This window comes from Geodermatophilus normandii, assembly GCF_003182485.1.
GTDB classification, from domain to species: Bacteria; Actinomycetota; Actinomycetes; order Mycobacteriales; family Geodermatophilaceae; genus Geodermatophilus; species Geodermatophilus normandii.
The window spans coordinates 3,995,946-4,008,326 of the sequence record NZ_QGTX01000001.1 but is presented as its reverse complement, the minus strand read 5'-3'; the positions used below and the strand labels follow the sequence as shown (position 1 = coordinate 4,008,326).

The 12,381-nt window shown below is 77.7% G+C and carries 13 protein-coding genes; 5 read left to right on the top strand and 8 right to left on the bottom strand.

Annotated elements, in window-relative coordinates; all coding sequences use genetic code 11:
* Positions 1-87 precede the first annotated feature (87 nt).
* The 3 genes from JD79_RS19320 to JD79_RS19310 are packed head-to-tail and all read left to right on the top strand — an operon-like array spanning position 88 to position 2,917.
* Complete coding sequence (locus JD79_RS19320) at positions 88-1,194, top strand: transcriptional regulator (RefSeq protein ID WP_245900232.1); 1,107 nt, start codon at positions 88-90, stop codon at positions 1,192-1,194.
* Positions 1,195-1,199: 5 nt separating this feature from the next.
* Positions 1,200-2,108 carry an ABC transporter ATP-binding protein gene (locus JD79_RS19315; protein WP_170149271.1) on the top strand — a complete coding sequence of 303 codons (909 nt, stop codon included), beginning with the start codon at positions 1,200-1,202 and terminating at the stop codon, positions 2,106-2,108.
* Positions 2,105-2,917 (top strand): ABC transporter permease, encoded by an 813-nt coding sequence (locus JD79_RS19310; RefSeq protein WP_110006827.1) that lies wholly within the window; start codon positions 2,105-2,107, stop codon positions 2,915-2,917. Before JD79_RS19315 ends, JD79_RS19310 begins: the two co-directional genes overlap by 4 nt.
* A 135-nt stretch (positions 2,918-3,052) precedes the next feature.
* On the opposite strand, the gene JD79_RS19305 is transcribed toward JD79_RS19310, so the two are convergent.
* The gene (locus tag JD79_RS19305; RefSeq protein ID WP_110006826.1) at positions 3,053-3,862 is read right to left on the bottom strand and encodes a lipase family alpha/beta hydrolase; all 810 of its coding nucleotides are present in this window, start codon (positions 3,860-3,862) and stop codon (positions 3,053-3,055) included.
* A 56-nt stretch (positions 3,863-3,918) separates the two neighbouring features.
* Between JD79_RS19305 and JD79_RS19300 the strand changes: the two genes are divergently transcribed.
* Positions 3,919-4,605, top strand: a complete 687-nt coding sequence (locus JD79_RS19300) for a CDP-alcohol phosphatidyltransferase family protein (protein WP_110006825.1) — start codon at positions 3,919-3,921, stop codon at positions 4,603-4,605.
* 80 nt (positions 4,606-4,685) lie between these two features.
* A complete protein-coding gene (locus JD79_RS19295) occupies positions 4,686-5,663 on the top strand; it encodes a carbohydrate kinase family protein (protein ID WP_110006824.1) in 978 nt (325 codons plus the stop codon).
* A gap of 50 nt (positions 5,664-5,713) precedes the next feature.
* Here JD79_RS19295 and JD79_RS19290 read toward each other — a convergent pair whose 3' ends face one another.
* The 7 genes from JD79_RS19290 to JD79_RS19260 form a co-directional block, all read right to left on the bottom strand.
* Positions 5,714-6,589, bottom strand: coding sequence for a hypothetical protein (locus JD79_RS19290; protein WP_110006823.1), 876 nt, complete (start codon positions 6,587-6,589; stop codon positions 5,714-5,716).
* A gap of 192 nt (positions 6,590-6,781) precedes the next feature.
* A complete protein-coding gene (locus tag JD79_RS19285; RefSeq protein ID WP_245900231.1) occupies positions 6,782-7,522 on the bottom strand; it encodes a flavin reductase family protein in 741 nt (246 codons plus the stop codon).
* A gap of 18 nt (positions 7,523-7,540) precedes the next feature.
* Complete coding sequence (locus JD79_RS19280; RefSeq protein ID WP_110006822.1) at positions 7,541-8,641, bottom strand: glycosyltransferase family 2 protein; 1,101 nt, start codon at positions 8,639-8,641, stop codon at positions 7,541-7,543.
* Positions 8,638-9,459: a carotenoid biosynthesis protein gene (locus JD79_RS19275; protein ID WP_245900230.1), complete on the bottom strand. Its 822-nt coding sequence runs from the start codon at positions 9,457-9,459 to the stop codon at positions 8,638-8,640. The genes JD79_RS19280 and JD79_RS19275 overlap by 4 nt, the downstream gene beginning before the upstream one ends.
* The gene (locus tag JD79_RS19270) at positions 9,456-11,096 is read right to left on the bottom strand and encodes a phytoene desaturase family protein (protein WP_110007887.1); all 1,641 of its coding nucleotides are present in this window, start codon (positions 11,094-11,096) and stop codon (positions 9,456-9,458) included. Before JD79_RS19270 ends, JD79_RS19275 begins: the two co-directional genes overlap by 4 nt.
* The gene (locus JD79_RS19265) at positions 11,093-11,671 is read right to left on the bottom strand and encodes a GNAT family N-acetyltransferase (RefSeq protein WP_110007886.1); all 579 of its coding nucleotides are present in this window, start codon (positions 11,669-11,671) and stop codon (positions 11,093-11,095) included. Before JD79_RS19265 ends, JD79_RS19270 begins: the two co-directional genes overlap by 4 nt.
* A gap of 14 nt (positions 11,672-11,685) precedes the next feature.
* Positions 11,686-12,219: a YbaK/EbsC family protein gene (locus tag JD79_RS19260; protein WP_110006821.1), complete on the bottom strand. Its 534-nt coding sequence runs from the start codon at positions 12,217-12,219 to the stop codon at positions 11,686-11,688.
* Between the last annotated feature and the right edge of the window lie 162 nt (positions 12,220-12,381).

Sequence of the window (12,381 nt, the reverse complement as noted above, 5' to 3'; positions counted from 1 at the left end):
CGGCGGTCCCGGCACCCCGCGGACGCGCCGCGGACGGGAGCCGGTCACCCGGAGCCGCGCGTGCCCGGCGCTCGTACCGTGTCGGCCATGACCGCACGCGGGTACGGGCGGGCCCGCCGCTGGTCGGTCGTGGTCGCGCTGGTCGCCGTCCTCGCGTCGCTGCCCGCCGTCGTGGGCGCGCTGCCGGCCGACGACGCCGACGTCCCCGCCGCCGACCTGCGCGCCGCCGTCCTCGCCAGCGACCGCGTCGGCTTCTCCGGGTACGCCGTCTCCGCCGGCGGGCTGGCGCTCCCGGTGGGTGACCGGCTGCCCGCCGTCGCCGACCTGCTCAGCGACCGGACGGCGCTGCGCGTCTGGTGGCGCGGGCCGGCCGAGCACCGCGTCGACGTCGTGTCCGCCGCGGGGGAGACCGGCGTGCACGTCGACCCGGGCGGCACGTGGACCTGGGAGTACGAGTCGGCCACCGCCACCCGCACCGCGCCGGCGCCGCTGACCCTGCCCGCCCCTCCCGACCTGGTGCCCGCGAGCCTGGGCCGGCGGCTGCTGTCCGAGGCCGCCGACGACGAGCTCACGCGCATCGGCGCCCGCCGCGTGGCCGGCCGGGACGCGCTCGGCCTGCGGCTGGTGCCCGCGGCGCCCGCCGCCTCGGTGGCCCGGGTCGACGTCTGGGCCGACGCGGCCACCGGCCTGCCGCTGGCCGTGGAGGTGGTGGCCGAGGACGCTGCGGTGCCCGCGCTCGACACCCGGTTCCTCGACCTCGAGCTCGCCGTCCCGCCGGCCGGCGTCGTCGCGTTCACCCCGCCGGCCGCCGCGCGGGTGCGGACCGGCCAGGACGCCGAGGGGCTGCTGCGCGAGGCCGGCCGCCGGCTGGCCCCGGTGCCGCTGCCCGGCGAGCTGGCCGGCCTGCCGCGGCGGGCGCTCGCCGGGGCGCCGGAGGCGGTGGGCCTCTACGGCAGCGGCGTCACGCTGCTCGCGGTGGCGCCCGTCCCGGCTCGCCTGGCCTCGGCGATCCGCTCCACGCTGGCCGCCGCCCCCGACGCGGTGCGCGACGCGCGGGGCACCCGGATCGCCGCCGGCCCGCTCGGGCTGATGCTGGTCGACGCGCCGGGCGCCGGCACCCGCGTGCTCACCGGCACGGTGACGCTCGACGCGCTGGCCGACGCCGCGGAGGCGCTCTCCGGCGGGCCGTCGTGACGTCGGTGATCGTCACGCGGGGGCTGGTCAAGCAGTACGGCCGGGTGCGCGCCGTCGACGGGATCGACCTCGACGTCCGCGCCGGCGACGTCTACGGCTTCCTCGGGGCCAACGGCTCGGGGAAGACGACGACGGTGCGCATGCTGCTCGGCCTGGTGCTGCCCACCCGGGGTGAGGTCGAGCTGCTCGGCGAGCGGATGCCGCGGGCGGGACGCCGGGTGCTGCCCCGCGTGGGCGCGCTCGTCGAGGGGCCGGCGCACCACCGGCACCTGTCCGGAGCGGCCAACCTGGCGCTGCTCGACGCCGCCGGGCCGGGCGGGTCGCGCCGCACGCGCCGGCGCCGGATCGCGGAGGTGCTCGACCAGGTGGGCCTCGGCGGGGTGGGACGGCGGAAGGTCGGCGCCTACTCCCTCGGCATGCGCCAGCGCCTCGGGCTGGCCGGGGCGCTGCTGCGGCGGCCGGAGCTGCTGGTGCTCGACGAGCCGACCAACGGCCTGGACCCCCAGGGCATCGCCGAGGTCCGCGCGCTGCTGCTCGACCTGCACCGCGGCGGGACGACGGTGTTCCTCTCCAGCCACCTGCTGGCCGAGGTCGAGCAGCTGTGCAGCCGCGTGGGCGTGCTCGACCGCGGGCGGCTGGTGCTCCAGGACGAGATGGCCTCCCTGACCGCGCCCACCGGCGCCACCGTCGTGGAGACGCCGGCGCCCGAGCGGGTGCGCGCGGTGCTCGACGGGCGGGTGCTCGGCGCCGAGGGCGGGCGGGTGGTGGTGCGCGGGACCGACCCGGCGGAGGTCAACGCGCTGCTGGTCGGCGCGGGCGTGCCGGTGCGCGGCCTGGCGCTGCAGCGGCCCACGCTCGAGGAGGTGGTGCTCGCCGCCGCGGGCACCAGCGCCGACCGGGTGGAGCGGGCGTGATCGGCGTCGAGCTGCGCAAGACGTTCGGCCGGCCGCGCACCTGGGTGACCATCGCGGTCCTCAACGCCCTGCCGGTGCTCGTCGCGGTGCTGCTGCGGCTCACCGACCTCGCGCCGCGACCCGGCGAGGGCCCGCCGTTCCTGTCCGCCGTCCTCACCAACGGCCAGCTCTACCCGCTCGCGGCGCTGGCCATCGTGCTGCCGCTGTTCCTGCCGATCGCCGTCGCGGTGGTCAGCGGGGACGCCGTCGCGGGGGAGGCCCAGGCCGGGACGCTGCGCTACCTGCTCGCCCGCCCGGCCGGCCGCACCCGGCTGCTGGTGGCCAAGCTGGTGGCGGTGCTCGCCTTCGTCGTCGTCACCGTGGTGGTGGTCGCCGCCGTCGGCTACCTCGTGGGCACCCTGCTCTTCGACGCCCAGCCGGTGGCCGCGGGCACGTCGGTGTCGGGCACCTCGCTGACGCCGGAGCAGCTCGCCGGGCGCACGGTCATGGCCATCGGCTACGTGGCGGTGTCGATGCTCGGCGTCGCGGCCTTCGGGCTGTTCTTCTCCACGCTCACCGACTCGCCGCTGGCCGCCGCCCTCGGCGCGCTGGCGGTGCTGGTGACCTCCTCGCTGCTGTTCACCCTCGACGCCGCCTCGCCGATCGCGCCGTACCTGCCCACGCGCTACTGGCTGGCGTTCGTCGACCTGTTCCGGGACCCGGTCCTGTGGCGCGACGTCGTCCGCGGGCTGGCGCTGCAGGGCGTCTACGTCGGGGTGCTGCTGACCGCCGCGTGGGCGAACTTCGCCACCAAGGACGTCACGAGCTGAACGGCTGCCCGCCGGTGACCGCGCCCAGGGGCGCCGCCGGCCGGGGGAGGCCGGGTCGCCGGTCACGCCCGCACCGGCATCGCCCCCGGCTCCTCGGGCAGCACCCCGCCGGTCCCCGGCAGCGACCCGCGGTCCTCAGCCGCCGAGGCGGGCGCAGTCGGCCGCGCCCAGCGGCACGGGGTCGCCCGGCGCGAGCTCGGCCAGCACGATCGCCTGCACCAGCGGGTCGCGCGGCAGGTCGCCGTGAGCGACCTGCGCGGTCGCGCAGACCGACTGCACCTCCAGGTTGAGCGCGCCGTCGAGGCGGGCGGAGTCCGGCGGGGTGACCGTCGTGTCCTGCGCCGTCCACACCGACACCCACGTCGGGCCGGCCGGCGTCTCGTCGCCGGCGTTGAGGCCGGCGAGCAGGTCGCTGTCGGTGGCCAGCTGCCGGCAGGCCTCGGGGCACGAGCCGGGGGCGACGCCGGCGGCGAGGTCGGCCAGCGTCGTCCCGTGGTGCGGCGAGCCCAGCGTCAGCACCCGCCGGGCCGAGTCCGCCCCGCCGTCGGCGGCCCACAGCCGCGCGACGACGCCCCCGGCCGAGTAGCCGACGACGTCGACGCTGCCGGCCCCGGTGCGCTCCAGCGCGGCGTCGGCGGCGGTCCCGAGGGCGTCGGCCGCGGCGGACAGGTCGCCGGTGCCGTTGCCGGGCAGCGACACCACCGTGACGTCGCGGCCCGCGGCGGTCAGCCGGTCGGCCAGTCCCCGCAGCGAGCCGGTCCCGCCGCCGTAGCCCGGCACGAGCAGCACCGGGCCGGGCTCCTCCTGCGACACCGGCGCGGCCGGAGCCGGGGAGTCCTCGCGGGTGACCAGCACCAGGGCGACCGCGGTGAGCGCGGCGACGACGAGGAGGACCGGCACGGCGAGGACCAGGCGGCGGCGGGCGGGGGCGAGGCCGGCGAGCACCTCCCCACTGTCCCCGGTCGCGCCCGGGGGCGGCGGGGCTGGGAGAGACTGCGCCGGTGCTGAGCCGCGACGAGTACCTCGCCGAGTGGTCGCGGTGGCACGGCGGCACCGACCCGGCCGCGAGCCGCCTGGTGCACGGGTGGCTGTCGCTGGCCTACGCGCTGGCCCGTGCGGTGTCGTGGCTGCCGCCGCTGGCCGCCACCGCGCTGGGCCTGCTGGTGGCGGTCGCCGCCGTCGGCCCGGCGCTGGCAGGCGGCGCCTGGCTGGTCGCGGGCGGGCTGCTGGTGGGGCTCTCGGGGCTGCTCGACTCCCTCGACGGCGCGCTCGCCCTCGCCGGCGGCCGGGCCTCGCGGCGCGGGTACGTGCTCGACTCCGCCGTCGACCGGCTCACCGAGGCCGCGTACGCGCTGGCACTGTGGGTCGCCGGCGCGCCGGGCTGGCTGGCCGCCGCCTTCGGGGCGCTGTGCTGGCTGCCGGACTACCTGCGTGCCCGTGCCGGTCAGGCCGGGGTGTCCGAGACCGGGTCGATCTCGGTGTGGGAGCGGCCCACCCGGGTGGTGATGACCGGGTTCACCGTGGGCGGGGCCGGCATCGTGGCGGCCACCGGGCTGGCCGGGGCGGTCGGGGTGGCCGACGGCCCGGCCGTCGTGGTCACGTTGGGGACCGCCGTGGGCGCCGTCCTCGGGCTGGTCGGGACCGCGCAGCTGGGCGTGTCGCTGCGCCGGGCGCTCGGGGAGGGGTAGGCCTCCGGGGCGCGCGCCGTCGCCGGCGCCTCTTAGGGTTGCGCTGCTCGCCGTCCTCCCGCAGCTCCCGAGGAGCCACCGTGCCCGTCGTCGTCACCGGCTCCATCGCCACCGACCACCTGATGACCTTCCCGGGTCGGTTCACCGACCAGTTCGTCGAGGGACAGATGGAGAACGTGTCCCTGTCCTTCCTGGTCGACGACCTCATCCAGCACCGCGGCGGTGCCGGCGCCAACATGGCCTTCGGCCTCGGGCTGCTCGGCCTCTCGCCGGTCCTGGTCGGCTCGGTGGGCAGCGACTTCGCCGACTACGACGCCTGGCTGACCCGCAACGGCGTGGACACCGCCGACGTGCGCTGGTCGGAGCTCAAGCACACCGCCCGCTTCGTGTGCACCACCGACGCGGTGAACAACCAGATCGCGTCGTTCTACTCGGGCGCGATGAGCGAGGCGGGGGAGATCGAGCTGGCGCCGGTGTGCGAGCGGGTCGGTGCGCCCGACCTCGTCGTCGTCGGCCCCAACGACCCCAAGGCGATGGTGCGGCACACCCGCGAGTGCCGGGACCGCGGCTACGCCTTCGCCGCCGACCCGAGCCAGCAGCTGGCCTGGGCCGACGGCGAGATGATCCGCGAGCTGGTCGACGGCGCGGACCTGCTGTTCACCAACGAGTACGAGTCGGCGCTGCTCATGCAGAAGACCGGCTGGGACGCGCCGGAGATCCTCGGCCGGGTGGGCACCTGGGTCACCACGCGCGCGGCCAACGGCGTGCTCGTGCGCCAGGCCGGCGCCGACCCGATCGAGGTCATCGCCGTCCCCGAGACCAAGCCGGTCGAGCCCACCGGCGGCGGCGACGCGCTGCGCGCCGGGTTCATCGCCGGCCGGATCTGGGGCCTGGGCCTGGAGCGGGCCACCCAGCTGGGCTCCGCGGTGGCCACCGAGGCGGTCGAGGTGGTGGGCACGCAGGAGTACGAGCTGCGCCGGAAGCCCTTCCTGGAGCGGTTCGCCGCCGCGTTCGGGGCCGACGCCGCCGCCGAGGTGGCCCCGCACCTGCCGGGCTGAGCCCGTTCCGCCCCGGGTCGGCTCCCGTCGCGGCCGTGGCGGAGCCGGCCTCAGGACGCGGCGAGCCCGGGGACGAAGCCGGCCAGCACGGAGGTCAGCAGAGGGGTGAACACGGTGAACGCCGTCAACGGGTTGCGCAGGATCCCCTTGTCCAGGTGCAGGACCTCCTCGAGGCGCTTGCGTCCCTTGTCCCAGTCGTCGGTGAGGTCCTCGACGGTCGTCACCGGGTAGACGTGCGCGACCAGCCTCCTGGCCTCCGTCCGCCACGCGGCGACGACCGGCAGGGTGATCGCCGCCAGGACGACCGTGAAGAAGGCGCCGTAGAGCAGGACGTCGGACGCGGGGAACTGGTCGGCCAGTCGATCGGTGTCCCCGCGCTGGGCGAGCCACAGCGCCCGCAGAGCACCCGTGGGCACCAGCGAGATCACGACCAGGACGGCGAACACCGTCAGGCACCGCACGAGGACGTCCCAGGACTCGAGCAGCCCCGCCAGGCGGTGGTGCGGCTCCCAGCGACCCAGCGTGGCGCTGGTCGTGAGGAGGAGGTAGACCCACGGGACACCGGTGACCCCCACGGCCAGCACCACACCCGCCAGCCGGCCCTCCATGTGCGCGATCTGCCAGGTCCGGTCCATCTGCCCGGCGTTGTACAGGAACAGGAAGACGCCGAGGACGAGCACCGCGGTCACGAGGGCGTAGCCGAGCCGGTCCCGGCCGGTGAGGCGGGTGCCGACGCGCCGGGCCGCCGGTCGGAGATCGCGCACCGAGCGGAGGGCCATCAACCACGCCAGGCCGACACCGAGGGACGCCGCGAAGCGCCAGACGAACCACTCACGGGTCGAGAGCACCGACGTCCTGCCGGCACCCACGGAGACGAGGGCGTAGGTCAGGGCGGTGACCGTCAGCAGGACACAGGTCTGCAGCACGGGCCCGGGGTGTCCCGTCGTCGTCGGCGCGCGACCGGGGACGCTCTCCTCCGCCGCGTGCGTCGTCGAGCCGTCCATGGCTTCCCCCTGGTGAGCCGCAGACCGAGCGCAGGAACGCAGCGTAGGGAGGTCGCTGCCGCACGTGGAGGTCCGACGCCGGCGCAGCGGTGGGGAAGCGCCGGAGGGTGTGCGTCATCCCTCCGCGTAGGAGCTCCCTGACGATCCGTGGTCCGGCCCACCGCGCCGGTCCCGCCGCACCTGCTCGCCGATCGAGGGGTCCCCGGCCCACGTGGCGTAGGGGATCCGCGGGATCACGCGCAGCTCGCCGACGGTGCACCACTCGTTGCCACCGAGCCGCGCGAGCGGCCGCAGCTCCTCGATCCGCGGGCGGCCCTCGCGGACGGCGCGGGAGAAGACGCTGATCCACTCGACCCGGCCGAACACGACGGTGCTGTCGCCCAGCCGCAGCGTGGAGTGCAGCGTGCACTCGATGGTGACCGGCGACTGCGCGACCCGCATCGACGCCACCTTCTCGCTCGGCTCGAGCCGGACGCCGGCGGCCTCGGCCTCGCTCTGGTCCGGCGGGAAGTCCGTGCCGGTGGCGTTGGCCTGCTCGAACAGCTCCTCGGGGACCAGGTTGACGGTGAAGTCGCCGGTGGCCTCGACGTTGTTCAGCGAGTCCTTGCGGCCCACCGAGGTGAACTGCACGACCGGCGGCCGGACGCACGCCACCGTGTAGAAGGAGTGCGGCGCCAGGTTGTGCACGCCCTCGGCCGAGCGGCTGCACACCCACGCGATCGGCCGCGGGACCACCACGGAGTTCATCACCCGGTAGAAGTCCGAGGGGCGCATGCCGCCGGGGTCGAAGGCGGTGCGGGGCGTGCCGGCGCCGGGCGCACCGGTGCCGGCCGTGCTGCTGTCGGGCGAGGTCACGCCCCATCCTCGCCCGGGTCAGGCCAGCGCGCGCCCGCGCCAGGTGAGGGTGCCCCGCCGGTGCCCGGCCACCGATCCGGCCAGCAGCACGTCCAGGGCGAGCAGCGAGACCGGGTGGGCGAGGGCGTCGGGCCACACCCGCCCGCCGGTCGCCGCCGCGCTCACCGCACGCCCGGCCACGCCGGCCGCCCAGCCGGCCAGCCCGGCGCGCGACCCCCGCAGCGCGGCCAGCGGGGGGACGACGCCGACGGCGGTGAGCACGGCCGCCGCGGCCACCGACGCCGCCGTCGACCCGCCCACCGACGCCCACAGCGACTTGCCGTAGCCCTCCCGCATCGCCGCCCAGCCGTCGTACATCCGGCACTCGGCCAGCGCCGCGCCGCCCACCGGCACCGCCCGCCCGCCGGCCCGCTTCACCGCCCGGGCCAGCGCGACGTCCTCCACCACCTCGTCGCGCACCGCCGCGTGCCCCCGGGCGCGCAGGTAGCCGCGCCGGGTGAGGGCCAGGAACTGGCCGTTGGCGGCGGTGAGCGAGGGCCGCGGGGAGCGCTCGGCCAGCCGCAGGGGGAGCGTGGTCATCCACAGCCACGGCGACAGCGGCTGCACCAGCCGCTCGGCGGGGGTGCCCGCCACCGGCCGCGGCCAGGGCGAGGCCAGGTCCAGTCCGTGCGCGTCGAGCAGCGCGACGGCGGCGGCCAGCGCGCGCGGGGTCACCCGGACGTCGGCGTCGACGAAGACGAGGTACCCCTCGTCGTCCAGGGTCCGCGCGCCCACCCAGCAGGCGTGCGGCTTGCCCAGCCACCCGGCCGGAGGGGGAGGCGCGGTCACCAGCCGCACCCGCGGGTCGCCGACGGCGCGGACGACGGCGGCCGTGCCGTCGGTGGAGCCGTCGTCGACCACGACGACCCGCAGGTCGGGCACGCCGGTCGACGCCAGCAGCGCGGCCAGGCAGCCGCCGACCTGCGCCTCCTCGTCGCGCACCGGCAGCACCACGGTGACCGGCCGGGTCACCTCGGGCGGGTCGGCGGGCGGGCGGCGCAGCAGTGCGGCGTTGACCGCCGCGTGCACCGCGCCGGCCACCGCCAGGCCGGAGAGGACCCGGACCGCCGGGCCGCTCACCGGCGGCAGGCCTGCGCGGCGAGCACGGCCAGCACGACCGCCGACAGCGCCGCCCCCCACGCCGCCGACCCGGGCAGGTCCAGCCAGACGGCGTGCGCGAGCGCCCCGCCGGCCACCATCCAGGCGATCACCAGCAGCGGGGCGGCGCCGGTGCCCGGGACGTCGGCGCGGGCGGTGCGCGCGACGACCGCCTCGAGCAGCGTCATGAGCACCAGCCCGGCCAGCAGCCAGCCGGCGAGGTTGGTCAGCGGCACGGTGTCGATGCCGGGCAGTCCCGGGGCGGGGTGGGCCCACGTCCAGTAGCCGGCCTGCACGAGCTGCGGGTCGAGGACGACGTCCCAGCCGGCGAACACCGCCGCGGCGACGGCGACCCGCGCGGTCCGCTGCCGGTCCGGCCGCACCCGGCGGGTGAGCAGCGCGGCCAGCACCCGGCTCGGCCAGGCCATCATCAGCCAGGCGAGCGGCACGAGGAACGGGACGCCGAGCAGCGTGGGGCCCAGGGCGTCGCTGTAGGAGTACCCGCCGTAGGGGTACCCGGTGCCCAGCCCGACCGCCTCGAACGCGACGGCCGTGACCGCCACCGTCCCCAGCACCGCCGCCCCGGTGCGGGCGCCGTGGGCGGCCGCGGCGGAGGTCACCGACACCGCCGAGCCGAGCAGCACGATCGTCCAGGACACCGCGTCCCGGGCGCCGCCGCCGGTCAGCGGATAGGCGACGGCGGCGAGCACGAGCAGCACGGCGAGGGCCAGCGGGAGCCGCGCGGCCGGTGCCGTGGCCCGGCGGACGGCCGCGAGGCCGGAGCCCACGGTCGCGCTCACCGGGGACGGGCCGCGCGCACCGCCCGGCCGGCGGCCGCCCGCGCCCGGGCCAGCGGCCGGCGGTCGGCCAGCACCGCGCGCGCCGCCGTCCGGCCGGAGTTGCCCGAGACCCCGCCGCCGGGGTGGGTGGAGGCGCCGGCGAGGTAGAGCCCGGCGAGCCCCGGCACCCGGTAGCCGGCCAGCGCGGGCGTGGGCCGCAGCGAGAACATGCTGGCCAGCCCCATCTCCACGTGCATGACGTTGCCACGCAGCAGCGACAGCTCGCGCTCCAGCAGCAGCGGCGTCTGGACGTAGAGCTCCCGGACGGAGCCGGCGAAGCCGGGCGCGTGGCGGTCGACGGCGGCCACCAGCCGCTGGGCCTCGACCTCGGCGAGGGCGTCCCAGTCGCCGCCGTCGGCGAGCGCGTAGGGGTACCACTGGCCCCACACGGTGACCACGTGCTGCCCGGGCGGGGCGAGGGTGTCGTCGCTCGCGGAGAAGGACATCGCCAGCGGCACCGGCTCGCGCGGCAGCCGGCCGCCCAGCCAGTCGCCGTGCGCGGCGGCCAGCTGCGCGCGGTCGGTGCACAGCAGCTGCAGGCCCTGGCTCGACACCGCCGGGTCGACGCCGGGATAGCCGGGCAGCGCGTCGGTGAGGCAGCGCAGCACCAGGCCGAAGCCGTTGCCCACGGGCGGCGCGGCGTCGGCCAGCGCGGGCGGGGCGTCGTCGCCGGCGAGGTCCCGGGTGGCCAGCACGTGGCAGGCGGCCACGACGACCGGCGCGTGCACCCGCCGTCCGGACGTCGTCTCCACCCCGCGGACGCGGCCGTCCTCGACCAGCAGCCGCGCGGCGCCGTCGCCCAGGGTGACGTGCCCGCCGTCGGACTCCAGCCGGGCCCGCAGCGCCTGGGTGAGCCCCCCGGAGCCGCCCACCGGGTGGCCCGGCGGGGTGTCGTGCAGCAGCGCCACCCAGGCGACCATCGCGGCCGTCCCCGGCTCGGACACCGGCGGGCCGGACTGGGCGCCGAACCAGGCCAGCGCCGCCTTGAGCCGCTCGCTGGCGAACCAGCGGTCGAGCAGCGCGTCGCCCGAGCCGAGGAAGTCGACGGCGAGGTCGCCGCCGGGGGTGCGCGGCGCGTCGCCGCTGGGGGCGCCGAGCGGCCAGAACGCCCGGGCGAGGCCCAGCGGGGTCGGCCGGCGGCCGAAGGAGTCGACGACGGCGCGGCTGCGCGGGCCCCACACGGCGACGAATCGGCGGTAGGCGGCGGCGTCGTCCTCCCCGCAGGCGGCGGCGATCGAGGCGCAGGTGGCGTCGAGGTCGACGGAGAAGACCAGCGGGCGGCCGTCCGGGCCGGGGTCGCCGGGGACGGGGGCGGGCGCGAAGCCCCACGGGTCGCAGTCGAGGTAGCGCAGCCCGTGGGCGGCGAGGTCGAGCTCCTCGACGACGCCGCTGTGCCGGACGATGACGTGCGCGCTGGAGCCGCGGTCCACCCGCACCCCCGGCCAGCGCTCGACGGTGGACACCGCCCCGCCGAGGACCTCGTCGCGCTCGACGACCTCGACCGACAGCCCCGCCCGGGCCAGGTAGCAGGCCGCGACCAGCCCGTTGTGGCCCGCGCCGACGACGACGGCGTCGACGGCGAGGTCCGGCGCGCTCAGGACGGGCCCGCGCCCGGCCGCAGCGGCAGGCGGGCGCCGAGGATGGCGAAGGGCCGGGCGTCGCCGGGGAAGTGGTGGCCGCGGGCGAGGTCGACGAAGCCGTCGGCGTGGTAGAGCCGGAAGGCCTTGGTGTCGGCGTCGGGCGTGGACAGCAGCGCCACCGGGGCCGGGACGCCCTCGACCAGCGCGTGCAGCAGCTGCCGGCCCAGCCCGCGGCTCTGCGCGTCGGGGTGCACGTGCAGCTCGCAGACCTCGAAGGCGCCGGGCAGCCACCGTTTGGCGGTGCGCCGGTCGAGGGCCGCGCGCACCTGGTCGTGCCACCACTGCCCGGGGGCGACGAGGTAGCCGTAGCCGAAGCCGACCAGCCGCTCGCCGTCCGGGGTGGACTCGAAGCCCCCGACGGCGCGGAAGCCGGGGCGCTCGGTGTGCTGGACGGCGTAGCCGTAGCGGCCGGCCACCACCGAGGCGTCGTAGCCCATCGCCTCGCCGTAGATGGTCAGCGCCTCGTGCATGTGCTCGCGCAGCCAGCCGGCGGGCAGTTCGGTCACCCGCGTCGCGGGTGTCGTGCCGGTCACGGGGGTCTCCTCGTTCACGGGCCCACCGCGGCCGGGTGGGTCACGGTGGCCGGGCTGTCGGCCGTGGGGCCGTCGCCGACCTCGGCGGGGGTGCCGCCGGTCAGCTGCAGCAGCTCGTCGTAGGTGGTGGGGAAGACGGCCGAGGGGTGGCCGGCCGCGGCCCACACGCGCTCGTACCGGGCGAGCTCGACGTCGACGAGCGTGCCGATCGGCGCGGGGTGCCCGATCGGGGCGACCCCGCCGATCGGCTGGCCGGTGTGCTCGCGGACGAAGTCGGCCGCGGCGCGCCGCACGCGGGGCACGCCGAGCAGGGTGGCCACCCGGCCGACGTCGACCCGGTGGGCGCCGCTGGTGAGCACGAGCAGGGGCTGCCCGCCGACGTCGAAGACCAGGCTGTTGGCGATGGCCCCGACCGGGACGCCGAGCTGCGCGGCGGCCGCGGCGGCGGTGTGCGCGCCCTCGGCGAGCTCGTGGACCCGCCCGGGAGCGCCGGCCTCGGCGAGCAGGCCGGCGATCGCGGCCACCCGGGGGTGGGTGGGTCGGCTCATGCGTCGATCCTGCCACCGCTGTCGGACCCCCGCCCTACCGTCCGGTGCACGGGCGGGAGGGGACCCCGCGCCAGGAGGACCGCGGGTGGGGCGTCCGGCTTGACGCGACCGGCGCGGTCGGGTTCACTCGACGTGTTCGAACACGCGTTCGAACGGGTCGAC

Bases quoted from the DNA above. Each gene is read 5' to 3' on its own strand.
- JD79_RS19260 (WP_110006821.1), bottom strand. From the start codon at position 12,219: ATGAGCCGACCCACCCACCCCCGGGTGGCCGCGATCGCCGGCCTGCTC.
- JD79_RS19320 (WP_245900232.1), top strand. From the start codon at position 88: ATGACCGCACGCGGGTACGGGCGGGCCCGCCGCTGGTCGGTCGTGGTC.